Genomic DNA, 23342 nt, shown 5'->3' with positions numbered 1-23342 from the left:
CGATGACCGGGCATGACCATACCAAGATGCGGCTTGGTGCCAATTTCGGGGGGGAACTCAACGCGACACCCCTCTGCCCTGCTTCAGTTGAGTACAACATCAGACGCTGCGTCCTGTCAGACTGTCACCTCTGCACTTCGATGAACGGCAACCGTGCGCATGATGTTGATCGCGCCTTGCGTGCCGTCGATCAGCGGCACGGGACAGGTGGGTGCCAGCGTTGCGGCAAGTCCGGCCAACGGACCGCCCCCCATAACAACACAGGTGGCACCGCGCTGGTGCATCTGCGCACATAATTGCCCAATCTCGCTGGCGTACCGCTTTTGCACAGTGCCGGGATCGCCGAAATCGCGCGTCTCAACCGCTTCAGTCGCAATGAGCCGTGCCCCAAGCCCGGCTTCCACGGCCTTTTCGGTCAGTCCGGGAACGAGGCTCCGGCCAAAGGTCACGATACCAAACGGCCCACCAAGCGCGCCCACAATGGAAAACGCCGCAGTTGCAATGCCGATCACGGGAATGTCCGGGCGCAATGCTCGCACGGCCTCGGCCCCGGTATTGCCAAAAGACGCAAGGATGATCCCATCACATGGGGCCTTATAGGCCTTGACCGTTTCTACCACGGCTCTGGCCGCCTGTTCGGCGTCTTCTTGAGAGACGATAAGTTCGGGACCGAAGGCCGGGCAAACCGTTGTGAAACGGTCTCCTGGCAGGGCCGCGGAATCGGCAGCCTCTTTGATCCGGGCGGTCACGCCGATGGACGTGTTTGGATTGATGACCAACAACCGCATCAGAGGATGACCGATGGCAGCCAGAGCGACAGCGCCGGAAACAGGTTGATCAAGACCAACGCGACCAGCATCGCAGCAATAAACATCATCATCGACGGAATGATCTTTGCGATAGAGATTTTCGCAATCGCGCAGGTGATCAACACGACAGAGGCAACCGGAGGCGTTTGTTGTCCGATGCCAAGGTTGATCGTCAGGATCAGACCAAAATGCACGCGGTCAATTCCAAGCTGATCCGCCAAAGGCAGGAAGATCGGGACGAGCATCAAAATCGCCGGCGTCCCATGAATGATTGTACCCGCCAGCAGAAAGAAGATGTTGATGACCGCAAGGACCACCCAGTAATTATCGGAAATTCCAAGAATACCTTGGGCGATGTCCTGCGGAATGCGCTGGTTCGTCAGATACCAGCCCAGCAAAGTTGACGTCGCCACGATGAACATCAGCATGGCAGAGCGCTTGCCGGCGATGCGCAATGTGTCCACCAGCGTCCCAAGGCGCACTGTTCGGTAGACCCCCATCGCAAGCACGATCGACCAGAACGCGGCGATGGCCCCTGCTTCGGTGGCGGTAAAGATACCACCCAGAATACCTGCCAACACAAGGATCGGGAGCGTCAACGGGATGGCCGCGTCCTTGCCGGTCTCAAACACCCGCGCGAGTGAAAATTCGCCCTCGGTCGGGTAGCCACGCTTGACCGAAATCACATAGGCAGTTCCCATCAAAAGCCCGCAGACCAAGAAGCCCGGCACGATTCCTGCCGCAAACAGCTCTGCAATCGAAGCGTTTGCCACATAGGCATAAAGGATCAGGTTCAAACTGGGTGGGACGATAATCGCCATCGTTGCAGACGTAGACGTGACCGCTGCGGCAAACGCGACCGGATAGCCCCGCTTTTTCATCTGCGGGATCATGACAGAGCCGATGGCCGCAGCGTCCGAAGTCGCAGTGCCAGAGATTTCGGAAAAGAAGAGTGATGTCAGAATGTTGACATGAGCCAATCCGCCCCGGATATGCCCCACCAGTGACGACGCAAAGGCAATGAGCTTTTCCGCGATCTTGCCTTGGTTCATGATTTCCCCCGCGATCATGAACAATAAAGCGGCCACCAAAAGGTAGTTGTTCGACCCGCCAAAGGGGATCAACCCAATGATCTGCGGCACGACGGCGGGATCAAGAACGATCATTGTCGCCGCCGTGACGCCAAGAACAAAAGCGATTGGAAGCCCTGCAATGAGCAGAACAATCAACAGGACCAGTATCATCCATCCGGGATCAAGAAACATCAGGCGTCGCTTTCAGGTAAAAGGTCCAAGGGATCGATACGACCTGTCACGATGCCAACAAACCGCACCATGCAGAACAGCGTAATGAGCGCGCCACCAAACGGCATGGCTCCGCGAAACAGTGCCATTGGGGCATCGACAGAAATCAGGGACCGCGCGCCAAAACTGGCGGCAGCGATACCACCGTAATAGGCCAGCATGGCCCCAAACACGCCCATCAGGACCAAGTTGAGCGCGGTGACCACACGCATCATCCCCGGCGGCATGATCCTCAGAACCGCATCAAATCCAAGATGTTCGTTGGTCCGCGTAAGGTAAGCCGCCCCGATAAAGGTCAGCATCGCCAGAAGATGCGCGGGCAGTTCTTCGCCCCATGAGACGCTGTCATTCAGGACGAAGCGGGCAAAGACTGCCCAGTTCAGAAGCAAAAGCAGGAGACCGGCAAGACCGATAACCAAAGCGTCAAGCAGGGCGCTCAGCCAACGGTCTATCGTCAGCACGATGGGTTCAATGCGAGTCATGCACGGTCTCCTGATTACGGGTCACTCGATCCCAAGCGCTGTTTTGGTAGCGGCGATCATGTCTGCACCGATCACGTCCACAAAAGTCGGGCTTTCATAGAGTGGAGCTGCCGCCGCTTGGAATGCAGCGAAATCAATCTCGTTGATCGCGATCTTGTCTGCCAGGGCTGCGATGGTTTCTGTGTCTGTTGTCTCGCCCCATTCAAACGACCAAGGCGCAACCTCTAGAGCAACGGACAGGACTGTTGCGCGCAAGTCGTCGTCAAGCGACGCAAGGAAAGGCTCTCCGATCATTAGGAAGGTCGGCAGGTACACATGGTTGGACAAGGACATATAGCCCTGCACTTCAAAGAGCTTGGCAGTGTCGACCACGTTTGCCGGGTTTTCCTGCCCATCAATGGTGCCCTGATCCAATGCGGAATAGACCTCGCCAAACGACAACGGCGTGGCGTTGGCCCCCAGAGTGTTGAACATCTCAACCCGTTGCCGGTTGGTAGGGGTGCGGATCTTGAGGCCGTCAAGGTCAGCTGGTGTCACGATAGGGCGCACGTTATTTGTAATCTGGCGGAACCCGTTGTCCCACATCGCCGCCAAAACCATACCGCTGCCTTCGAAGCCTTCCGCCATCATTTCACCCGCGGGGCTGTTGATGAAGGTCTGCACGGCTGCGCGGTCTTCGAAAAGGTAGGGCAAGTCAAAGATCGACGTGCGTGTGTTGATCTGAGAAACCGCTGACGCCGAAAGAGAGGCTTGATGAGTGCCAAAACCGAGGCCCTGAAGAACGTCTTCTTCTTTGCCAAGCGTATTGGACATGAAAATCTGTACGTCGATCTCGCCGGGGGCGGCGGCTTCTAGACGGGTTTCGTATTCCTGCAAGAAAACGTGGGCGAAAGACCCTTCAGGCAGCGAGGAGTTGATCTGCATTACGGATTGCGCGGACGCGACAACGGGAAAAAGTGCAGCACTTGCTGCGGTGATCAAGGTCAGGCGAGAAAAAGTCATGTGTCATTCCTTTGCATTGATAAGGGGACGGATAAGAATCAGAGACCTGTGTGAAAATAATTTCTTAAACTTAAAATCATGAAAACATTTTTTCACACGGTTTCACAGCCTTTTCCCAACCTGCCCGTTTTTAGGGCGGGTTTTGAAACCAGCTTGCGTAAATTGATCAGAATCCGAACAGCACTGCCCGCGGTTAAAGCTCGTCGAACCGCCTGTGACCGTCTTCAATCGCTGCCATTCGGCTGCGTCCTGCGGGTCCAGAAAGCTCGATCGTGCGGGCCGCAACCAGATTGCAGACAGCCATTGTGCCGACATGGTTCATCAGCGGCCCATTTGCCGAAGTGACACAGGACAATTGCCAACGCGCGTCCACTGCCTCGGGGCCGGGGCGGTCTTCGATCACCGCAAAAGCGGCACCGACATGACGCGCGGCGTCTGCCACGGCGGCCACCAATTTCGGTTTGCGGCGTAAAGCGACCAAAATCACAATGTCAGCCTTTGACAATGAAGCCATGCTTTCAGCCAGCGTTTCGCCGGCCCTTGGCAAGATCGTCACATTGTTAAGAACCTGCGACGTTTGCCAGCCAAGGTATTGCGCAAACGCCTGACCAGCCCGAAACCCTATAAACCACACGCGCGGTGCTGCGATCATCGCTTTGGAAAGGCTGTCAATAACAGCGTCATCAAGGCCCCCATAGGTCAGATCAAGATTTTGCTGCGAGGTCTCGAAATGCGATGCGACCCCACCACCCTGATGCGGCGTTTCTGAGGCGAACCGCAACAGCGCCGTTCCTGCGCGCTGTTCATCCCTGACAGCGCGGCGCGCCTCGTCAAAAGAGCTGTATCCAATCCGCCTGACAAAGCGCGACACTGTCGCATTCGATACATTGGCCAGCTCCGCGATTTCGGTTGCCGTGTATCCAGCCATCTCGCCCGGAAAATCGAGAACAAGGTCTGCGAGCTTTTGCTCACTCGGATGGAGGTCCGGCAAAGCATCGCGCACGCGCAGCAAAAAAGGCTTGGTCACATCCGAAGTCATCAGCCCAAAATGGTCACCGTTGGAGTGAAGGTAAACAGGTTTGTGCATGACACAGGACTTTTTGGGCCCAGACCAACAAAACAGCACAGCGGATCTGGGTGGGGCTTCGTTTGGCCCGGCATCGCGTCAAAAGGCAACGTTTTCAGCGCCCTTCAGGGCGAGTATCGCGCGGGCTTCATCCGGCGTGGCGACCTGCCGGCCCAAGGTTTCTACTAGAGTTCGTGCCATCGTGACCTGCTGCGCATTTGACGTGGCTGGAACGCCCGGTCCGGCCCAAAGAGAATCCTCTAATCCGACCCGCACATGCCCGCCCTGCGCAGCGGCAAGCGCCGCAAGGTTCATCTGGTGGCGTCCTGCACCCAACACTGACCACTGCCAATCCCTGCCGAACAATCGGTCTGCCGTCCGCTTCATATGAGAAACGTCATCGGGATGCGCCCCGATCCCCCCCATGAGCCCGAACACGGTCTGGATGAAAAGCGGCGGCTTTACCAATCCGCGATCCAGAAAATGCCGAAGGTTATAAAGATGAGCCGTGTCGTAGCATTCAAATTCAAACCGTGTGCCATGTGCCGACAGAGTGGTGATAATCGTCTCAATCTGACCAAAAGTGTTGTTGAAGATAATATCACGGTTCGACAGGTAGTCCCTCTCCCAATCATGGGCGAGCTTTGGGTAACGGTCCAACATTGGAAAAAGACCAAAGTTCATCGACCCCATGTTGAGCGACGCAAGCTCGGGCTGGTGCTTGGCAGCAGGGCGCAACCGCTCTTCGACACTCATGGTGGGGGCGCCGCCGGTGGTGATATTGATCACACAATCGGTTTGCGCGCGGATCGCCTTTAGAATCGGCGCAAATGCTTCGGGTGTTTGCAATGGGCGGCCATCCACGTCGTCACGCGCGTGCAGATGCAAAATTGAAGCCCCCGCCTGCGCTGCCTCAATGGCAGAAGCCGCAATCTCGTCCGCAGTGACCGGCAGGACATCCGCCATAGACGGCGTATGAATGGCACCCGTTATGGCGCAGGTTAGGATCACTTTTGGGGATTTTTTCATTGCGTCACCTTATTGGTTTTGGTTCCCGCACCCGGCCTCTAACGTGGCTGGGACATCGCAGAAAGAAAGAGAACGATATGGACCTGGGATTGAATGGCGCGCGCGTTATTGTGACCGGCGCAGGCGCTGGCATAGGACGCGTCATTGCAGAAGCGTTCGCAGCACAAGGCGCTGTGGTGCATGTGTGTGATATTGATGCGGATGCTTTGCGCAGTTTGCCTGCGGGCATCACTGGCGTGCAAGCAGATATGGGAAACCCAACCGATATTGAAGGCTTCATCAACGGCGCTATCGCCAAGATGGGCGGACTGGACACGCTAGTGAACAACGCAGGTATCGCCGGGCCCACAGGTGCCGTTGACGAGATTGACCCCGAAGGCTGGGAAGATTGCCTGAGGATTTGTCTGACATCGCAGTTTCACACCGTGCGCCACGCGGCGGGCGCGATACGTCAAAGCGACAATGGGGCCATCATCAACCTGTCGTCGCTGGCGGGTCGCTTGGGCTTTGGTCTGCGCACCCCATACGCCGCGGCGAAATGGGGTGTTATCGGGCTGACCAAATCGCTCGCGGTCGAAATGGGTCCACAGGGTGTGCGTGTGAACGCGGTTCTGCCCGGCGTTGTGGCTGGCGACCGTCAGAAACGCGTTTTGCAAGCCAAGGCAGACCGTCAGGGCAGATCCTTTGAAGAGGTCGAAGCGGATGCGCTGCGATACACGTCCACCGGGCGCTATGTCCAACCCGAAGATATTGCCAATCAGGTTCTGTATCTTGCCAGCCCGATTGGGGCTGCGGTTTCGGGACAGGCGATCTCTGTCTGCGGCGATACGCAGATGTTGACCTGACCGCCTGTCCCCTCCGAACTGTTGGGTGCCCTGCCCTGTCATCTATAAAGCAGGGTGGGCAACCACATGGCCAGACCCGGCACAAAGGTCATCAACAGCAAGCAAGCAACGAGCGGGATCAGGAAAGGCGCTGTCGACACAACGCACTGCTCGAACGGCACGCCCGATACCCGGCTCAACACATAAAGCACCATGCCCACTGGTGGCGTTAGCAGCCCCAGCATCAGGTTCAGCACCATGATGACACCGAAATGCACCGGATCAATTCCCAACTCGACCGCAACAGGCAACAGAACAGGCACCAGAATGGTGATCGCCGCCACGGTTTCCATGAAACAGCCGACAATCAACAAGATCAGGTTGATCAGCAACAAGATCACCCAAGGGCGATCAGACAACGCCAAGAGAACGCCCGCCGCTGCCTCTGGTACGCGGTTGGAGGTCAAGATCCACGCAAAGATCGACGCTGCCGCGACAACGAACAGCACCACGGCGGTTGTTTCGATCGTGTCAAAGCTCACCCTCAGGAACCGCTTGAGCGTCAGAGTACGGTAGACAACCAGACCAAGGAACAGCGCATAGGCACACGCCGCGATGGCTGCTTCGGTTGGCGTAAAGGCCCCCGACAAGATACCGCCCACGATGATGACGGGCGTCAGCAGCGACAAGAAAGCCCGCGAGAAGGTCACGCGCAAAAGCTTGAGCGCAAAGGGTTGATCGCGTTTGAAATTCCGCACCCGCGCATAGTAGGCGACCATCAGCATCAGTGACGCCGCCATGATCATGCCGGGAATAAAGCCTGCGGCAAAGAGCTGCCCAATGGACGCACCCGACACGACACCGTAGATCACCATGGGAAGCGATGGTGGAATGATCGGCCCAATGGTCGATGAGGCTGCCGTTATGCCGACTGCAAAACCAGGATCGTAGCCCGCGTCACGCATCGCCTTGATCTCGATAGAGCCCAGACCGCCCGCGTCAGCAACGGCGGCACCGGACATACCGGCAAAGATGACCGACGCGCCGACATTCACATGCCCAAGCCCGCCGCGCATCCAGCCGACCAACGCCAGTGCAAAGCTGAAGATGCGCTCGGTGATGCCTGCGCTGTTCATCAGGTTGCCGGCAAGGATGAAAAAGGGAACGGCCAAGAGTGGGAAGCTGTCGACACCGTTGATGACCCGGTGCGCCACGATGAGCGGCGGAACATCGCCCGTGAGGATGAAAAGCGCAGACCCCCCTGCGAGGGCAATGGCCACTGGAACGCCACAAATCAGCAGCACGCCCATGATGAGAAACAAAACCGTGAATGTCATTGAATCAGTCCGCCCCTTTGAGGTCGCCGTGATCGTCTGGATCGATCAAACGGCTGGTGCCTTGGCGGATGTGCTTCACGGTGTTCAACAAGGCGAAAAGCGTCATGCCGGCAAAACAGATGGCAACATAGTAATATACAGCAGATTTCGGCACCTCGATGGACACCATCAACTGCGTCGTGCGCCCGGCCAGCTGTACTGTCAGAAAGGTCATGCCTGCGTAGAACGCGATCATGATGACATCTATGACAAATTGGGAAACCCGCCTGAGAGGGCGCGGTACGTAGCGGTACAAGAATTCAACCGCGATGTGGGAGTTTTTGCGCGCTGCCATGACCGAGCCTGTGAAGCACACAGCAATCAACAAAAAGCGCGCGATTTCTTCGGTCCAGCCCAGCGAATTGTTGAGCACGTAGCGCGTGAAGAATTGTAGAAAGACGACAAACGCCAACACCCAGAAAATACAGAGAAGCGGATAATCCACCGCCGAGATATCCGACAAATCGATCTGGTCGTCGTTGTCTTCCGCCTCGATCTTGGTCACTTGGAGTTCGTTCTGGATCTGCGACATTGGCGAAACCTCATGCAAGCGCGTGCTAGAGCAAGAAAGGGGCCGCACGCTGTGGTGCGGCCTCTGTTGTCATGGCCTTGGCCGCAAATCAGCCGTCAGCGCCAATCGCTTGCAGGCGATCGTATGTTTCTTGATCCCATGTCGCCATGTCACCGTTGTGCATCGTCATCACCGCATCGCGGAAAGGTGTGATGTCGACTTCGTTGACATTGACGCCCTGTTCGCGGAACCAGTCTGCCAGCTCTGCTTCAGAAGTACGGATTTGCCCGGTGACACATTCGGCTGTTTCTTGGATCACGCCGGTCAGGGCTTCTTGGTCAGCCGCATCCAGGCTGCCCCAAGTCGGACCACCAACAATTGCCAAAAGCGAGTCCACGATGTGCCCGGTCAGGTTGATGTCGGACTGCACTTCGTAGAACTTTTTGGCCTGAATTGTGGGAAGCGGGTTTTCCTGCCCATCAACTGTGCCCTGCTGCAACGCAAGATAGACTTCGGCAAAGGCAATGGGTGTCGGGTTTGCGTCAACAGCGCGTGGGAACATCATGTACAAAGGCGCATTCGGCACGCGCAACTTCATGTCTTTCATGTCGGCCGGAGTAAGGATTGGTTTGTTCGACGTGGTGTGCCGGGCCCCATAATAGGCCAATGTAACCGCGTGATTACCGCTCGCATTGTTGTACCCGTCAAGCATTTCTGCAAACAGATCACTGCCGCGGTACGCGGCCCAATGGTCGTAATCCCGGAACATAAACGGGGCGCCGCCAATGGCGATGGGTCCGTAGGACCGGCCCGCGAACAATTGTCCGGTCCAGATAATGTCAACCGTGCCAAGGCCAAGCCCTTCGTTGATGTCGACTTCCTTGCCTAAGGATGACGCTGGAAAAACCTCAATGCCAAGCCGGTTTTCGGTTGCCGCAGCAAGCTGTTCACCTGCTGTCACGGCGCAGGTGTGATACGCTTCGCCAGCTTCATAAACATGCGCCCATTTCAAAACGCGTTCGGCATCCTGTGCTGCTGCGGGCAGCGCAAGACCCAGTGCCGTCGTCGCGGTCAGTGCAATCTTGAGTGTGGTATTCTTGATATTCATCTTGAAGTCCTCCCATTTATGGTCTTCATCCATCACCGCTCAATGCGCGTGCTCCTCACAAGCTAGCAGTGGGATTTCTTGGTGGTCAGCAAAAGCGTTCAATGCCGCCACGGTTGCTTGGTCCAGAACGATTCCGCCTGTCCGGCGGCGCTCGGCCTCGGCCCATTCACGATCACCAGCCGCCATGATCGTTTCCAGTGGCGCTGTGGCAGAGTGTCGAATTCCGTCACGATAACGACGGATCACCGCCTCGAAAGTGGCGCGTCCAACAAATAGCTCGGGGTTCACCGCAAGAACAAAGGCTCCCATGCCGCGCGGGGTCGTCATATCGTCCGAGATCATCGACGGAATTTCGCGGCTCAAGGGCGAGTCTGACAGCGCCGATGACAGTATCTCGGATATACCTGCAAGCCCTGCCCCTTTATACCCAAACGCACCACCCAAAGGGGCGAGCATTGCAACAAGAGCAGGCGCAACAGTGTCAATTCCGTTGCTGTCCGACGCTGTGCCAGCGGGCAGCGTGAGACCGAGTGATTGCGCAAGCTGCACCTTGTTGAACGGAATAGCGCTTGTCGCCATATCAAAAAGCCAAGGCGGCTCATCCTCACCGGCACTGGCTGCAAAGGCGATTGGGTTGGTGCCGTGGAATTTTTCCGACCCGCCATGCAAACGAACAAACGGGTCCGAGTTACACACACAAAGCCCAATCATCCCGGCTTCGGCAATAGCCAGCGCATAAGCCCCTGCGGCCCCAAAATGCGATGAATTGCGGATCGCCACCGCGCCGACCCCTGCTTTCGCAGCCATTGAAACGGCAACTTCCACAGCGGCATAGGTCGCGCGTGCCCCGTGCCCGTCACCAGCATCCAAAACCGCTACGGCATCGGTTTTATGCTCTATGTTCAGACTGGGATTAGGACACACCCGACCGTGGGTCAGAACACTCAGGTAATGCGGCAACAGCCGATAGCCATGACTATCAACACCGTGCAAGGACGCATGACTAAGCGCACGGATGATGGCATCGGTGCTGTCTTGATCTGCGGAGACGGCACCAAGCGATGTCCGCGCGAAACGCTCCATTTCCTCGACACGGACACGACGCTGGGCTCCTGGCATCGGCTCGTCTATTTGAAGCTCGGCGAAATCCCTGACGTTGCTGCGAATATGCTCACCGAGCAAGTCAGCGGCACGGTCCCCGTTGTTTTCTCGAATGGCTTGTAGGATTGCCAAATGTGTTGCGTGCGAACGGCTGATCCGTTTTCGATCTCCGGTCAGGCGCGATCGAATGGCCTGAATCCGCGAGGCAATTGTTACAAACGACTTTTCAAGATACCGATTTCCACTTCGCCGGAACAGCTCCATGTGAAAGTCGTTATCGGCGCGCGCAAACGCGGCAACGTCGTTTTCCTCAAGGGCCTGTGCACCCAAAGTCGTGATGCTCTCCAGTGCGTTTGCAAGACCAGCTTGATCGCGGGCAACGGCCAGCCTCACGGCTTGAGTTTCAAGGACATCACGCAAGTAGCCCAGTTCTGTCACATCCCCGGTGTCCAGAGTGATCACACGAGCCGAGCGATTTGGAGACATGACAACAAGCCCCTCCTGCGCCAACTCCAAAAGGGCCTCGCGGATCGGGCTTTTGCTCATGTTGAGCAAAACCGACAAATCGGATTCCCTCAAGGTGCGGCCAAAAGCAAATTCATCCGTGACAATACGATCACGAATCCAGTCACGCGCCAGCTCGGACAGCTTCCTGCGCGACGTTCCATTTTGCGTATCAGACGTATGCGGCGGGGACACATTCATGCAAGAACGTTATCTGATATCTGATATATCACAAGAAAAATCTGTGGCTGTCCCCTTACTTCTGATCCGCCCGCTTGAATGCGCCCTGCACGATCCGGTCCATGACCATCGCAAGGAACAGGATAGCAAAACCACCCAGAAGGCCCGGACCCTTCGCAGCGAATTGCAGCGCTTCAAGAATCTCTTGTCCCAAACCGCCCCCACCGATGAGCGAGATGATCACCACCATCGACAGACACATCAGAATCGTCTGGTTCACCCCGGCCATGATCGACGGCAGAGCGAGCGGGATCTCAACATCCTTGAGCAATTGCCACTTTGACGCGCCAAATGCGACAGCCGCTTCCTTGATGCTTTCGGGCACACCCCGCATCCCCAAGGCCGTAAGGCGAATGACGGGCGGCATCCCGAAGATGATCGTCGCCAGAATGCCCGGCGGGTTGCCCGTGCCAAAGAACGCGATGATCGGGATAAGATACACAAAGGCAGGCAGCGTCTGCATCAGGTCAAGCACGGGTTCCGCCATACGGTAGGCCCGTGTTGATTTTCCGAACCAAATCCCCAGGGGAATGCCAATCGACACGCACAAAAGCACCGCCGCGCCCACTAGGGCGACGGTTTCCATCGCCAGGGCCCAATACCCAAGAAGCGCGGTATAGGCCATCGCCCCCACGGTAAATATGGCAACGCGCGGGCCTGCGGCGCGATATGCCGTAACAGCAATCACAAACATCACGACCGGCCAAGGCGACCCGTTCAGTGCCAGCGTCAGCCCGTCCAGAACCGTCCGCACACCCAGAACGATCCCGTCGAACACGTCGCCCCCAGCGGTGGCGGCCGCGTCGATGCGTGCCTCCATCCAGGACGCAAGTGCACCGAACAGCGTGCCGCCGTCGTCGCCCAGAACCATCGCCGATACTTCGCGTTCAGGAAATTCGCTAAGCATTGCCAACGTGTTGCTCGCGGTGAATTTGTAGATAATCAGCGGCGCGATTGACGCGGTCAGAACAAGCCCAAGAACGAGGTTCGCTGTGGATCGTCCACTTTCGGTTCCAGTTGGATCAATCCGCCAGCGCGAATACTGCTTTTCATAGGCGATATTGGCGTACACGCCCTGCACCAGCTTCAAAAAGACAAGCAGACCCAAACCAAACAACAGGATAGTCAGCCCTTCGGCTTGCGCTGCTTCCGCCCGTTCAAAATTCTGATCAATGGCGCGTTGCATATTGTCGGCCAAGGTCTCGAACCTTTGGCGGGTTTCATCTTCTGCAGCCGCAGCGGCCTGATCCAAACGTTCCTGCATCCGCTCGCGCTGTTGATCCGCGCGGGCAATAAAGTCAGAGCCCAGGTTGCCCCACAGGCCGCGCCCGATCTGCACCCACGCAATGATTTCGAGGATCAGGAAGGTCCAAAACATTCCCCAGATCGCACGCGGTGCCGCCCATAAGGGGCCAAGAAGCGCTGCTGCCACGTTGAATGTCTTGGGAATGAACCCAGTGGTGTCGTGGATCGTATGAAAGGCGCCGACATAGTATGACCCGTTTGGTCCGGCAAAATCCTTGATCGACTGATCCAACGCGTCACGATCCACCTCGATATCCGAGGCGGCAGTGACCCTGACATCTTTGGTTGCATCACTCATCTTTGCCCCCTTGAATCCCGCGCAAAAGTCGCGGTTTGGTCACGATGCCAACATCCGTCCCACCGCTGGTGATGACCACCGGAAGATCCGTTGTAACAGCAAGATCAATCAACTGATCCAAATCCGCCCCTTCGTCAGCGCGCGGTGCGGCATCCAGAGAACCGGAAAAACTTTCCAGTGGCTCAAGAATTGAATGGGCTTTCACCAGCTTGAGCTTGGAAATGCCCTGTACGAATTCACGAACATAATCGTCTGCGGGGTTCATCACGATGTCTTCAGGCGTGCCTATCTGTACGATGACACCATCTTTCATGATCGCGATGCGATGGCCGATGCGGATTGCTTCATCCAGATCATGGGTGATGAACAATGTCGTTTTCTTAAGCTGCGCCACAAGCGCTTTGAACTGGTCCTGCAACTGCAGCCGGATCAAAGGGTCCAAAGCCGAGAACGGTTCGTCCATCAGCAGGATCTCGGGATCAGAGGCCAACGCGCGGGCAATGCCCACGCGTTGCTGCATGCCACCGGACAACTCACGCGGCAGGCGGTCTTCATAGCCGGTCAGATCCACCAAGCCAAGCGTGTGGTCTGAGATCGCCCAGCGTTTGGATTTCGGCACTTTTCGGATTTCCAGCGGATAGGCAACGTTGTCCCGCACCGACCGATGCGGGAGAAGGGCCATGTGCTGAAACACCATGCCAATCTGTTGCGCGCGGACGCGGCGCAGTTCAGTGGGTGACAGGGACGACACGTTTTGGCCCAGAATCTCGATCCGGCCTGCCGTGGGTTCGATCAGACGGTTCACATGGCGCACCAGCGTCGACTTGCCCGACCCTGACAACCCCATGATGCAGAAAATCTCACCACGCGAGACTTCGAAACTGGCGTCCTGAACGCCGACCACACATTTATATTTCTCTAGCACCTCGGGCTTGGTCAGCCCTTCGTTCAGCACGGCCTTCATGGCTTCGTCGCTGCGTTCGCCGAAAATCTTCCAAACGTTTTCAAGCTTTACGACAGGGTCGTTCATCTGCCTCTCCCGGTGGGTATGCATGTCCCGCGCACGAGTCGCGGGACACATGGGATCAGGGCCGCACCAGATAGGCGGCGGCCCTGATGTCAGAGGCTTAGTTGGTCAGCCAATTGATGACAGTGTCTTCATTTTCAGCCACCCATTGCCGGGCAAAGTCTGCTGCTTCAACACCATCAACGGCAAGGGCCTTGCCCATGGCGCTCAGGTCGTCACCGCTCATCTGATAGTTCTGGAACAGCGCCGCAACTTCCGGGAAGGCCTCATCCAGTTCCTTGGCATAGTGCAGGTGCAGGGTCGCCCCGTTCCATGCGGTTGAAGCAGAGGACTTCTCAAGCCAATCCGGGTCATCGGTCGGCTGAACGATGTTCCAGGTTGCCGGGTCATGCGCGGGCTCTTCCAATACAAAGAGGTCCTGCGTCACAAAGATATAATGCGGGCTGTAGCAGAAACCGAGCCAAGGTTCGCCAGCCGTTGCCGCATTGGCAAGGTTGGCATAGGCAATGGTTTCTTCATATTCAGTAAGCTCGAACAGCTGATCATAGCCATAGGATTTCGCGCGGATCTTTTCGACCACGGTCGATGCCCAACCGGGGGCACCAACCCAGACCTCGGGAGTGCCATTTCCGTCAGTATCAAAAATGGCAATTTTGTCCGGGTCACTCAGATCATCAATGTGCTTGATATCGTATTCTTCGGCAATCGCTGCGGGCACACACATGCCCTGCTCGGCCTGCACCGGGTTGGTGTTCATCACGACTGAAGCACGTTCTTTAACATAGGTGTCGTGAAGGTTTTGCTGGTTCGGCATCCAGACTTCGGGGTGAACATGCATGGACCCGCTGTCCATCGCTTCGAACACGATCGGGTTGGTGCCGTTCTGAAGCTCGACATCCAGACCAAGATTGTCTTCGATCACCACTTCCAGAATATGCGCTGTTGCGTTCACCGACGCCCAGTTTGGTACACCGATCACAATATCCGCCGCCTGTGCAGATCCGGCTGCCCCAAGTGCCACGATGGCAGAGGTCGTCAATGCTTTGGTTTTAGTCATCTTCATTTAATCGTCCTTTCCCTGTTGATTGATTTTTTCAGGGGGAAATTGCGCGTCTTTGCTCCGTCCCCCCGTGTTTCCCGTCGGATGAGGACACACCCGAACGCGAATACTCAACTGCGGCGCTCACAAGCACCTGCAACGTGTCAAACATCGGCAGTTTAGCGTTGATATCCGAAGTCAAAAGCGAAAACTCGGTGCAACAGACACAAATCACGTCTGCGCCATCATGTGCCATCTGTGCGCAGATGTCCGAAAGTGTGTGTGCCGCGAATTCGGACGGCCCTTGCGCCTTGATCGACCGAATCGTGGCCAATGCCCTGCCCTGCTCTGCGGCATAAATTGGGGTCAGGCCCGTATGTTCCAACGCCTGCTCAAAGACCTTAACCTGTTGTAACGCCGGCGAGCCCAGCAACCCAACCTTGCCACCGGGCGTGACGCGCGCAGCTTCTGTACAGGACAAATCAACCATGTTCAGAAATGGCTTGTCCGTCGCAGTGGCAATCTGATCTGCATAATAATGCGCGGTATTGCACGGCATCACCAGCGCCTCGGCCCCTGCCGTGACCAATCCACAGGCCATTTGCGACAAAACCGGGCCGGGGTCGTCGTTTCCGCCTTCCAGGATCGCCTTGATGCGGGACGGCACTTGGGTGTTGTTGTCAACCAGCAGCGGAATGTGATCAGAATCGTCGTGCGCCTCAACGGCAGCAACCACCTGTTGCATGAAATAGATCGTCGCCTCTGGGCCCATACCACCGAGAACACCGATTTTCCGCATTAGGCGTCTCCTTTTTGCAGGGCGCGCGCCACCACATGCACAACGATGTCCGCCACTTGCGCGCAATCCTCAAGGCTGAACGTCAAAGGGATGCGCATATCCAGCAGACCGGCAAGAAGTGCATCCGTTTTAGGCAAATCCTGCGGGTTTATGTAGCGCCAGCTTTGGTGGTTCGAGGTGAAGCCAACGGGACTGTCCGCCCCGAACCACTTAAGCTCAACCCCCAACGCTTTGGCGTTTGCCACAACCGCCTGCATTGTCTCGACACTCGCCCCCGGCATCAGGAACTGAAAAGACGATCCGACATAGCGTTCCTGTTTGGGGCGATGCGGGACATAGACACCATTCAGACCCCGAACCCTGTCCGCCACCAGATCGTGTCGCGCGTTCCAGCGGTCGATGTTCGCCTCAAGATTGGCCAATTGGGGCAACAGGATCGACGCCCGAAGGTTGTCCATGCGCCCCGACATGTTGGGGGTATCAAGGCGAATGTCCTTGAACAGGTCAGCGTCAGGCCCTGCCCCATGACGATCATAAAGCATGTAGGACCCGGACAACATAATCGCCCGCGCCATGAACTCGGGGTCGTTTGATGTCAGCAAGCCGCCTTCGCCGCTGTTCATGTGCTTATAGGTCTGGGTCGAAAAACACCCGGCAATCCCAAAGCTGCCGGATTTCCGCCCGTTCCAGGATCCACCCATCGTATGCGCGCAGTCTTCGATCAGGGGTACATGATGACGATTCAGAACCACCATCAGCGCGTCCATGTCGCACAGATGCCCCCGCATGTTGGACAGCAACAAAGCCTTGGGCTGCGTCACTTTTATCTTTGCCTCAAGGTCCGCCAGATCAAGAACAAGGTCTGACGTGATTTCAACCAGAACCGCCTCGGCCCCGACGGCTGCAATCGCGCCCGGAACCGGCGCGAGCGTGAAACCATTGGTCAGAACGCTATCGCCCGTTCCCACACCCAATGCCCGCAACGCAGTCGCCATGGCATACCCGCCCGAGGTACAGGCGAGACAAAACGCAGACCCTTGATAGGTGGCATAGGCCTTTTCAAGCTCGGCCACCGGGCCAAGCTCATCATCAATTGTGTTGTAACGATGCAGCCGCCCAGATCGCAGAACCGCAACAGCAGCCTCGATTGCATCCTCTGCAATCGGCTCTTGTTGGGTAAAGCTCCCCGTAAACGGCTGCATCAGGTGTTACTCGGCGGCCATGCTTGGCGCGTCATAGTCGAACGCTGCCGTGTACCCGAACAATGCGACACCGCCGCCAGTATGGATGAACACAATGTTTTCATCACCTTTGAATGCACCCTTGCGCACCAGATCGATCAAACCCGCAGCACCTTTGCCCGAATAAACTGGATCAAGCAGAATACCTTCAAGGCGTGCAAACATTTCGATTGCCGCCAGACCATCCTTGGTTGGAATACCGTAGCCTTCACCAACATAGTCCGTGTTCGCTTCCACATCCTCGCGGGACACCACACCGGGGCATCCGAGTTTTTCAGCAGTTTTCAAAGCAAGATTAAAGACGTTCTCTTCTTGCTTGGGTTTCGGCGCACGCACACCAATCCCTAACAAAGGGATATTGGCGTTGATCGCCTTGAGACCCACAATCAGACCCGCCTGTGTCCCCGCACTGCCAGTTGCATGCACGATACGGTCGATCTTAAGATCCATGGCGTTCGCCTGTGTGACCAATTCCATCGCGGCATTGGCGTAACCAAGCGCACCAGTTGCATTCGATCCACCACCCGGAATGGTATAAACGTTACGGCCTTCAGCTCGGAACTTCTCGGCCACGGCTTCCATCTCGGCATTCATGTCGAGACCCGATCCCGGACGTTTTTCCGCCGTTGCGCCATGCAGGAAATCCAGAAACACGTTGCCGTTCAGATTGTAGTTCGGATCATTCGACCCGGTACGATCTTCCAACAAGATGTGGCAATCAATGCCCAGCTTAGCGGCGCAAGCGGCTGTTTGGCGCGCGTGATTGGACTGTGTCGCGCCCTGGGTAATAACCAGATCAGCTCCTTGCGCCTGAGCCTCAGCCATCAGGAATTCGAGCTTGCGGGTCTTGTTGCCGCCCGTTGACATGCCGGTGCAATCGTCCCGCTTGATCCAGATGCGTGGCCCACCCAGCTCAGCGGACAATCGGTCCATCGGCTCCAGTGCAGTGGGCAAATGTGCAAGGTGTACGCGGGGGAATCGGGAAAAGTGCATCAGGACGTCCTTTAATGTTTCCGAGGTATCGTTTCTGCATATTACCAAGCTCGTCAAATAGAAAAACCGGTGATATTATGCACAACACGCATAACGAGGGCGAAAATGCGCATAGACTGGATAGAAGACCTCGTAGCGCTGCTGGACAGTGGCGGCGTGGCTGATGCTGCCCGCCTGCGCAACGTAACACAACCTGCCTTTTCCCGTCGCATCAAAGTTCTGGAGGACGTGCTTGGGATCGAACTTATTGACCGCAGCGTCAAACCAAGTGGCCCATCGCCGATCCTGCGCGACCGTGAAACGGACCTGCGCAAACTGGCCACCGAACAACGTCTCTTGCTAAGTAACATGCGGCAGGAACACAGCACAGGCTTGCGCCAGTTGGTGATTGCAAGCCAGCACGCCATCACCACGTCAATGGGCACGCAGATCATCAACTCCGTGGCCGAACCCAATAGAACCCATATCCGGCTGCGCTCTGCCAACCGGGACGAATGCGAAACCCTGCTGATCCGCAGACAAGTCGCGATTTCACTGACCTACCGGATCAAGGCCGAACCCATGGTCGAACTGTCCGCGTTTCTGACCGAAGCCGTGATCGGGTCAGAGACACTGATCCCGGTGTGCGGGGCTGACCACGCGGATACCGAAATGAACCGCTTTCGCGCGGGCACATTGCGGATCATTGGCTATCCGGCGGATGTGTTCCTTGGGGCTGCGATCACCCGACACGTCCTGCCCGCAATTTCTGGAACATGCACCGTGAGCGTGGTGACAGAAACCGGGTTGTCGACGGCTGCATTGCAATTGTCACAATCCGGACTTGGCGTGGCATGGGTGCCCGAAGCCCTGGCCCGCCCGGCTCTTGTGCGCGGCGAGCTGACCAATTTGACCAACATGCTTGGCGGAATCGATATGGATCTTGTCGCACAGCGATGGGCCACGACAACAAACAGCGCCACGCTTGATGCATGGTCACGACTGACACAAGCGGTGTGACCGCACCCCCGCGCCCTAACGATCATTTAAAAACTAAGGCACAATTAGAGAAACGAACGGGGGTGCTTTGATGCCACGTTTTTTTTACACCAGCATATGTAATCGAGTCGCGCTTGTGCAAAGCGCATCATCTTGAGACCGTCAGAGGCGCAATGCTCCGCATGGGCACTAAAAAGGATCAAACCTATGACACCTGTAAACGTAGATTATGCAAAGCTTTTGGGCTTTCGCCTTTTGAAGTCGGAAACATCCGTTTCGTTGAAAACAACTGACGAAGCCGCAATCGGCCTCAAGGTTGGCGTGAAGGGCACCACCCCCCCACCGGGTTTTATACGTCGCAAAAACGACATCTGATACCTATCGGCGTACCTCACCATCTTGTTGGCCGGGGCGGTACGCTTGTAGCGCGGCTATGTGTGTGAAAGCACATCTGAGGATATCAAAAGTTGCCCCGTAGCTGCTGAAAGAGATGGGCCGCAACTGGCGACAATAAGCTACAAGCGTTCACGCAAAGCCTGCAAGTGTACTTGAATAGGCGACGCACAACGATGATCAGGTTCGCGCCCACCGCGAACCAACCCAGCACAGGAAGACCAAAATGACACATGTATCCGTAGATTATTCAAAACTCTTGGGCTTCCGCCTTTTGAAGTCGGACACATCCGTTTCGTTGAAAACAACTGACGAAGCCGCAATCGGCCTCAAGGTTGGCGGGAAGATCCCGGACAACATTGAATAAAGACGATGCCTGACATTTCGCACGACTTCGTTGACGAGTGCTTTGAACCGTCGACGGCGCGTGCTGCATCCGCCGACAGGCGGATGCATACTGAGCTTGCTGCAAGCCTGCATCATCTCGCCGAGGCTGTTCAAACAACAGACGGGAAACTGAGCGACAGCCTTGGTGACTTCGCAAGCAACATCAACGCGGGACGTTTTGTTCGCCCAAGCGTCTTCCGTCACTATTTCCAACTGGTGACCTCTTTGTCGTCCGGTGACATCGACGCAACCAAGGCGCTCATATCGAAAATGAACGCGACGCCGCCACGGAACGCACACAGGACGATAACCCATTTTGGGCACCCGGATGCCGACCAGATCAGCCTTGAATTGATCTCTGATGGAATGCGCCTCGCTCCGATTTCAGACACTCTGGCCCAAGATTTCGGCACACTGCTTGAGGCAGGGTTCGATCTCATGCAAAATGCGTTACCAGAACTTTACGGTGAAATCACAGCAATCGTACACGAAATCCTTTTGGGGGGTGCACCTCATGGGGACAGTGTTGAATTCGATGGGGCATCGCACTACCAATTCTGGGGCTTACTCATTCTCAACCCCAAGCATCACAACACCCCACTTGAGATTGTCGAAGTGTTGGCCCACGAAGCATCGCATTCGTTGTTGTTCGGGTTGACCGTGGATGAACCTTTGGTGCTGAATCCGAACGAAGATTTGTTTGCATCGCCTTTGCGACAGGACTTGCGTCCCATGGACGGTATATATCACGCGACATATGTGTCCGCGCGGATGTGCTGGGCAATGGAAACTCTCGCAGCATCCGGACATCTTTCCGTTACGGATCACGAGACCGCGCTAAAGGCCGCCCAAGCAGATCGTGATAACTACAAAAAAGGCTTGTCCGTGATCGATGCTCACGGGGAGCTAAGTGCAACTGGCCAGCGCATCCTCGATAAAACCCGTGCATGGATGAACCGCCGGTAAATGCACCGGCGTCGACATGCACCATCATCCTGCAATGCCTATTTTCCAGTATTGGAAATCAGATCTTTCAGACGCGATACCAAGAACGAATCTCGCATCTTGCCATACGCGGTCTTCGCAATAAGGTTGGTGTTTACAACGGTCACTTGCGATGCGTGATGAAACGGGCGACCAGTCTGGAGCAATTCATCCGTCTGCACCACGACCACCACAGCATCTGCCCGCGGCTCTTTTAGAAGGTACGAGATTCGTTCAAACAAGCCGTTAAAACCATGCAGCCTGATTTCCGCCAGATCAGGCCCGACCGTCATGTTATGCGAAGTCAAAAACGGTTTTTCTGATGTCGCACGCAACCGCGCAAGCTCTGCCAAACCCGCCTGCATCGCGGCTTTGTCGCCAATGAAACAGATGATCGGAATCTCAGCATCATTTTCAGGGAAACAGATATTTATCATCTCGCGCGCAGTGTTGGCTCCAACTTGTGGTCGGAAATTCACCTCGTTGATCACCGCGCCCGTGTCATACCACGGCCTGGACACATCTTCTGTGATCAGGTCGATTCCAGCAGTCTCCAGCCCGAATTGGCGGGCCGCGCGACGTGCCAGCTCAACATTCTCAGGGTGCACTAGGTCTGTGTTCACCAGATCCTGCCCGCCCCATTCCGGCGATTGATACCGCCGCAAATAAGCAGTTTGACCTTCGGCGAGAACTGTATCCGCGTTAAAATTTTGCGATTGAAGCAAGGCCAATGTGTCGGGAGTCAAACCTGCAAATTTCTTACGTAGGTGTTTTGCGCGCTGATGCTGAATTTCCTGTGTCTCTTCGATGATCCTGGCAATGGTCTTTTCCCCATCACCCGTGATCAACAGAGGAAAACGCGCATATGCAAAGATCAATCGATCTTGAAAGATCAACAGTCGGTGGCAAATGCCCGGAACACGATTTTCAACGAGAACGTTTTTTGAGAAACGTTGTGCAGTCTCAAACGCTGCGTCGACGTCATCCGCCGTTTCAATATCAAGGGTTACACCCTCACCCCGGTCCCTGTCGGCAGGCTTCACGACCACAGGGTATCCAAGCTGCTTTGCGACCGCTTTGGCTCCTGCCGCGTCATTGACCCGAAAGGACATTGGCACCGGAATGCCAGAAAGCTTCAAATGTTGGAGGCAGGTCCATTTATCCATGGTAAGCTTTGCGCCGACGGCTGAATCATTAGACGTAGCACTTCTTTGAAAAATGCGTTGTTTGTGCCCATAACCGACCTGATAAATGCCTGAACCGCGATGAAGGATTGGCAGCCCGCGGTCGAACGCTTCTTTCAGAATAAATCGGGTCGACCGTCCGCCAAACGACACCTTGGTGATCAATTTAATCAAAGCGCTCAAGTCTTCATCCACAAGGCGCGCCACCTCTGCCCTGCGATCCGCTGGTTGCGTAAAGCACCACGCAATCTTGAGCCCAAGCTCATACGCCAGCCTAATGGCCTCTTGGTTATGGTACCTCTCAGTTGGCACGTCGACAGTAATGAGAGTTTCATCAGTATGATGTTTCGCAAACCGGGTGAGGCGAGGCGTGTCGAATGACGGAAACGAGCCTTGAATCAAGGTGAGCCGTGCAATCTCAGACGCTATCGAGATTACACTCAACACGGGCTGACCTATTTGGGTTTTTAGATTTTCTTCTACTTCAAGTTTTGGCGCATCAATTATCTGCAAAACTGTCTTCAGGAACAGCACCGCGTCATCAGCAAAGAATGCTTCCGGCTCTTCTGTAAATATTCGAACTATGCAGCAAGATTGTTTCTGCGCTTCGAAAAGACCGGGAACACTGTTCCCAATTTCAGTGCGAAACTTCTGTCCCTCGTGCATCGCTTGATCAGCCCTTCAGATTGAATTTGCCAAACACGCCTATTCAAAGCGATATGTCTTGGAAATAATCCTGGATACATCGCTACACAGACTGTCCGGAGCGACAGTTCGAACCATTATGGTGGTTCCGATTCAATCGTAAATGACATCAAAGCGTGGTCAGATATCTCATTCGATATTAAATTGAAGTGCCACTAGTGTGTATGATTTTCACCGACCCAACCATAAAATACCGTCGTGTAAGCCTGCATCAAGGCTCAGGACGCACAATCAACAAATGACAGTTGTAGCGAGACCGAGGTCAGACAGGAAGATGTTACGGTAAAGGTCATACCGGGTTTCGACACACCGCTAGCCCGTGAGCCTGCCAAACATGATCTCGATGCGCGTGCGGCGTTGCTAGCACTGCTTGCCGTATCGGAGTTTTGTGATACGCCCATTTTTCCAGGAATACAGGCTCGTGTTCCTTTGTCCGTCAACGCGCCACTAAACCACATAACATCAAATCCGCAGTCGCCATTCGGGAGCAAGCAATTTCCGAAGTTTTGGCGCCAAGCGAATTTTCCAGTAAGCGTCCTATTATGGAAATTCGGTTGAGCGCAATTCGATCCGGCATTCCCTTGTATTGCGTGGTTTTATATTTTTTTTGTGGTTTGATGGTTGCGGGGGTAGGATTTGAACCTACGACCTTC

23 protein-coding genes are annotated in these 23342 nt (G+C 55.7%); 5 read left to right on the top strand and 18 right to left on the bottom strand.

All coding sequences use genetic code 11. The annotated features are described in order from the left end of the window. Positions 1-116 precede the first annotated feature (116 nt). From ACSHXH_RS16165 to ACSHXH_RS16140, 6 genes are all read right to left on the bottom strand, one after another. Positions 117-788: an aspartate/glutamate racemase family protein gene (locus ACSHXH_RS16165; RefSeq protein WP_435672828.1), complete on the bottom strand. Its 672-nt coding sequence runs from the start codon at positions 786-788 to the stop codon at positions 117-119. Continuing rightward, the gene (locus ACSHXH_RS16160; RefSeq protein ID WP_435672827.1) at positions 788-2074 is read right to left on the bottom strand and encodes a TRAP transporter large permease; all 1287 of its coding nucleotides are present in this window, start codon (positions 2072-2074) and stop codon (positions 788-790) included. The genes ACSHXH_RS16165 and ACSHXH_RS16160 overlap by 1 nt, the downstream gene beginning before the upstream one ends. Continuing rightward, complete coding sequence (locus ACSHXH_RS16155) at positions 2074-2595, bottom strand: TRAP transporter small permease (RefSeq protein WP_435672826.1); 522 nt, start codon at positions 2593-2595, stop codon at positions 2074-2076. Before ACSHXH_RS16155 ends, ACSHXH_RS16160 begins: the two co-directional genes overlap by 1 nt. A 21-nt stretch (positions 2596-2616) precedes the next feature. Continuing rightward, positions 2617-3597 carry a TRAP transporter substrate-binding protein gene (locus ACSHXH_RS16150; protein WP_435672825.1) on the bottom strand — a complete coding sequence of 327 codons (981 nt, stop codon included), beginning with the start codon at positions 3595-3597 and terminating at the stop codon, positions 2617-2619. 193 nt (positions 3598-3790) lie between these two features. Beyond that, on the bottom strand, positions 3791-4684 hold the full coding sequence (locus tag ACSHXH_RS16145) for a MurR/RpiR family transcriptional regulator (RefSeq protein ID WP_435672824.1): 894 nt from the start codon (positions 4682-4684) through the stop codon (positions 3791-3793). A gap of 78 nt (positions 4685-4762) precedes the next feature. Next, entirely contained in the window at positions 4763-5692 is a 930-nt protein-coding gene (locus ACSHXH_RS16140; protein WP_435672823.1) for a 3-keto-5-aminohexanoate cleavage protein, read from the bottom strand. A 77-nt stretch (positions 5693-5769) separates the two neighbouring features. On the opposite strand from ACSHXH_RS16140, the gene ACSHXH_RS16135 reads away from it, so the two are divergent. Next, entirely contained in the window at positions 5770-6537 is a 768-nt protein-coding gene (locus ACSHXH_RS16135) for an SDR family oxidoreductase (RefSeq protein WP_435672822.1), read from the top strand. A gap of 38 nt (positions 6538-6575) precedes the next feature. Here the strand turns inward: ACSHXH_RS16135 and ACSHXH_RS16130 are convergent, their stop codons facing one another. The 10 genes from ACSHXH_RS16130 to ACSHXH_RS16085 form a co-directional block, all read right to left on the bottom strand. Then, positions 6576-7853 (bottom strand): TRAP transporter large permease, encoded by a 1278-nt coding sequence (locus ACSHXH_RS16130; RefSeq protein WP_435672821.1) that lies wholly within the window; start codon positions 7851-7853, stop codon positions 6576-6578. A 4-nt stretch (positions 7854-7857) separates the two neighbouring features. Beyond that, positions 7858-8424 carry a TRAP transporter small permease gene (locus tag ACSHXH_RS16125; protein WP_435672820.1) on the bottom strand — a complete coding sequence of 189 codons (567 nt, stop codon included), beginning with the start codon at positions 8422-8424 and terminating at the stop codon, positions 7858-7860. An 88-nt stretch (positions 8425-8512) separates the two neighbouring features. Continuing rightward, positions 8513-9511 carry a sialic acid TRAP transporter substrate-binding protein SiaP gene (locus ACSHXH_RS16120; protein ID WP_435672819.1) on the bottom strand — a complete coding sequence of 333 codons (999 nt, stop codon included), beginning with the start codon at positions 9509-9511 and terminating at the stop codon, positions 8513-8515. A gap of 39 nt (positions 9512-9550) precedes the next feature. Further along, entirely contained in the window at positions 9551-11317 is a 1767-nt protein-coding gene (locus ACSHXH_RS16115; RefSeq protein ID WP_435672818.1) for an Ldh family oxidoreductase, read from the bottom strand. Positions 11318-11372: 55 nt separating this feature from the next. After that, positions 11373-12959, bottom strand: coding sequence for an ABC transporter permease (locus ACSHXH_RS16110; RefSeq protein WP_435672817.1), 1587 nt, complete (start codon positions 12957-12959; stop codon positions 11373-11375). Continuing rightward, positions 12952-13989 carry a quaternary amine ABC transporter ATP-binding protein gene (locus ACSHXH_RS16105; protein WP_435672816.1) on the bottom strand — a complete coding sequence of 346 codons (1038 nt, stop codon included), beginning with the start codon at positions 13987-13989 and terminating at the stop codon, positions 12952-12954. Before ACSHXH_RS16105 ends, ACSHXH_RS16110 begins: the two co-directional genes overlap by 8 nt. Positions 13990-14086: 97 nt before the next feature. Continuing rightward, the gene (locus ACSHXH_RS16100; protein ID WP_435672815.1) at positions 14087-15049 is read right to left on the bottom strand and encodes an ABC transporter substrate-binding protein; all 963 of its coding nucleotides are present in this window, start codon (positions 15047-15049) and stop codon (positions 14087-14089) included. Between the two features lie 31 nt (positions 15050-15080). Next, positions 15081-15824: an aspartate/glutamate racemase family protein gene (locus ACSHXH_RS16095; RefSeq protein ID WP_435672814.1), complete on the bottom strand. Its 744-nt coding sequence runs from the start codon at positions 15822-15824 to the stop codon at positions 15081-15083. After that, complete coding sequence (locus ACSHXH_RS16090) at positions 15824-17026, bottom strand: DegT/DnrJ/EryC1/StrS family aminotransferase (protein WP_435672813.1); 1203 nt, start codon at positions 17024-17026, stop codon at positions 15824-15826. Before ACSHXH_RS16090 ends, ACSHXH_RS16095 begins: the two co-directional genes overlap by 1 nt. Before the next feature lie 6 nt (positions 17027-17032). Next, entirely contained in the window at positions 17033-18058 is a 1026-nt protein-coding gene (locus ACSHXH_RS16085; RefSeq protein ID WP_435672812.1) for a D-cysteine desulfhydrase, read from the bottom strand. Positions 18059-18163: 105 nt separating this feature from the next. Here ACSHXH_RS16085 and ACSHXH_RS16080 point away from each other — a divergent pair, with 105 nt between their 5' ends. The 4 genes from ACSHXH_RS16080 to ACSHXH_RS16065 all read left to right on the top strand — a co-directional run bounded on the left by ACSHXH_RS16080 (position 18164) and on the right by ACSHXH_RS16065 (position 20782). Then, positions 18164-19057: a LysR family transcriptional regulator gene (locus ACSHXH_RS16080; RefSeq protein WP_435672811.1), complete on the top strand. Its 894-nt coding sequence runs from the start codon at positions 18164-18166 to the stop codon at positions 19055-19057. 186 nt (positions 19058-19243) lie between these two features. Then, a complete protein-coding gene (locus ACSHXH_RS16075) occupies positions 19244-19411 on the top strand; it encodes a hypothetical protein (RefSeq protein ID WP_435672810.1) in 168 nt (55 codons plus the stop codon). A 244-nt stretch (positions 19412-19655) separates the two neighbouring features. Further along, positions 19656-19796, top strand: coding sequence for a hypothetical protein (locus ACSHXH_RS16070; RefSeq protein ID WP_435672809.1), 141 nt, complete (start codon positions 19656-19658; stop codon positions 19794-19796). 5 nt (positions 19797-19801) lie between these two features. Then, positions 19802-20782, top strand: a complete 981-nt coding sequence (locus ACSHXH_RS16065; protein WP_435672808.1) for an aKG-HExxH-type peptide beta-hydroxylase — start codon at positions 19802-19804, stop codon at positions 20780-20782. 38 nt (positions 20783-20820) lie between these two features. Here ACSHXH_RS16065 and ACSHXH_RS16060 read toward each other — a convergent pair whose 3' ends face one another. Together ACSHXH_RS16060 and ACSHXH_RS16055 are read right to left on the bottom strand one after the other, a co-directional pair. Further along, a complete protein-coding gene (locus ACSHXH_RS16060) occupies positions 20821-22650 on the bottom strand; it encodes an acetate--CoA ligase family protein (protein WP_435672807.1) in 1830 nt (609 codons plus the stop codon). A 475-nt stretch (positions 22651-23125) separates the two neighbouring features. Further along, positions 23126-23342, bottom strand: a 217-nt coding sequence (locus ACSHXH_RS16055) for a hypothetical protein (RefSeq protein WP_435672806.1), incomplete at its 5' end; no start/stop codon positions are given.

It is taken from the genome of Marivita sp. (assembly GCF_051251565.1).
Classification (GTDB): Bacteria; Pseudomonadota; Alphaproteobacteria; order Rhodobacterales; family Rhodobacteraceae; genus Marivita.
Note: the sequence above shows the minus strand (reverse complement) of the source record. Positions and strands in the feature narration are given on the sequence as shown.

Coding starts and splice junctions, on each gene's coding strand:
- ACSHXH_RS16165 (WP_435672828.1), bottom strand. CDS start 788: ATGCGGTTGTTGGTCATCAATCCAAACACGTCCATCGGCGTGACCGCC.
- ACSHXH_RS16160 (WP_435672827.1), bottom strand. CDS start 2,074: ATGTTTCTTGATCCCGGATGGATGATACTGGTCCTGTTGATTGTTCTG.
- ACSHXH_RS16155 (WP_435672826.1), bottom strand. CDS start 2,595: ATGACTCGCATTGAACCCATCGTGCTGACGATAGACCGTTGGCTGAGC.
- ACSHXH_RS16150 (WP_435672825.1), bottom strand. CDS start 3,597: ATGACTTTTTCTCGCCTGACCTTGATCACCGCAGCAAGTGCTGCACTT.
- ACSHXH_RS16145 (WP_435672824.1), bottom strand. CDS start 4,684: ATGCACAAACCTGTTTACCTTCACTCCAACGGTGACCATTTTGGGCTG.
- ACSHXH_RS16140 (WP_435672823.1), bottom strand. CDS start 5,692: ATGAAAAAATCCCCAAAAGTGATCCTAACCTGCGCCATAACGGGTGCC.
- ACSHXH_RS16135 (WP_435672822.1), top strand. CDS start 5,770: ATGGACCTGGGATTGAATGGCGCGCGCGTTATTGTGACCGGCGCAGGC.
- ACSHXH_RS16130 (WP_435672821.1), bottom strand. CDS start 7,853: ATGACATTCACGGTTTTGTTTCTCATCATGGGCGTGCTGCTGATTTGT.
- ACSHXH_RS16125 (WP_435672820.1), bottom strand. CDS start 8,424: ATGTCGCAGATCCAGAACGAACTCCAAGTGACCAAGATCGAGGCGGAA.
- ACSHXH_RS16120 (WP_435672819.1), bottom strand. CDS start 9,511: ATGAATATCAAGAATACCACACTCAAGATTGCACTGACCGCGACGACG.
- ACSHXH_RS16115 (WP_435672818.1), bottom strand. CDS start 11,317: ATGAATGTGTCCCCGCCGCATACGTCTGATACGCAAAATGGAACGTCG.
- ACSHXH_RS16110 (WP_435672817.1), bottom strand. CDS start 12,959: ATGAGTGATGCAACCAAAGATGTCAGGGTCACTGCCGCCTCGGATATC.
- ACSHXH_RS16105 (WP_435672816.1), bottom strand. CDS start 13,989: ATGAACGACCCTGTCGTAAAGCTTGAAAACGTTTGGAAGATTTTCGGC.
- ACSHXH_RS16100 (WP_435672815.1), bottom strand. CDS start 15,049: ATGAAGATGACTAAAACCAAAGCATTGACGACCTCTGCCATCGTGGCA.
- ACSHXH_RS16095 (WP_435672814.1), bottom strand. CDS start 15,824: ATGCGGAAAATCGGTGTTCTCGGTGGTATGGGCCCAGAGGCGACGATC.
- ACSHXH_RS16090 (WP_435672813.1), bottom strand. CDS start 17,026: ATGCAGCCGTTTACGGGGAGCTTTACCCAACAAGAGCCGATTGCAGAG.
- ACSHXH_RS16085 (WP_435672812.1), bottom strand. CDS start 18,058: ATGCACTTTTCCCGATTCCCCCGCGTACACCTTGCACATTTGCCCACT.
- ACSHXH_RS16080 (WP_435672811.1), top strand. CDS start 18,164: ATGCGCATAGACTGGATAGAAGACCTCGTAGCGCTGCTGGACAGTGGC.
- ACSHXH_RS16075 (WP_435672810.1), top strand. CDS start 19,244: ATGACACCTGTAAACGTAGATTATGCAAAGCTTTTGGGCTTTCGCCTT.
- ACSHXH_RS16070 (WP_435672809.1), top strand. CDS start 19,656: ATGACACATGTATCCGTAGATTATTCAAAACTCTTGGGCTTCCGCCTT.
- ACSHXH_RS16065 (WP_435672808.1), top strand. CDS start 19,802: ATGCCTGACATTTCGCACGACTTCGTTGACGAGTGCTTTGAACCGTCG.
- ACSHXH_RS16060 (WP_435672807.1), bottom strand. CDS start 22,650: ATGCACGAGGGACAGAAGTTTCGCACTGAAATTGGGAACAGTGTTCCC.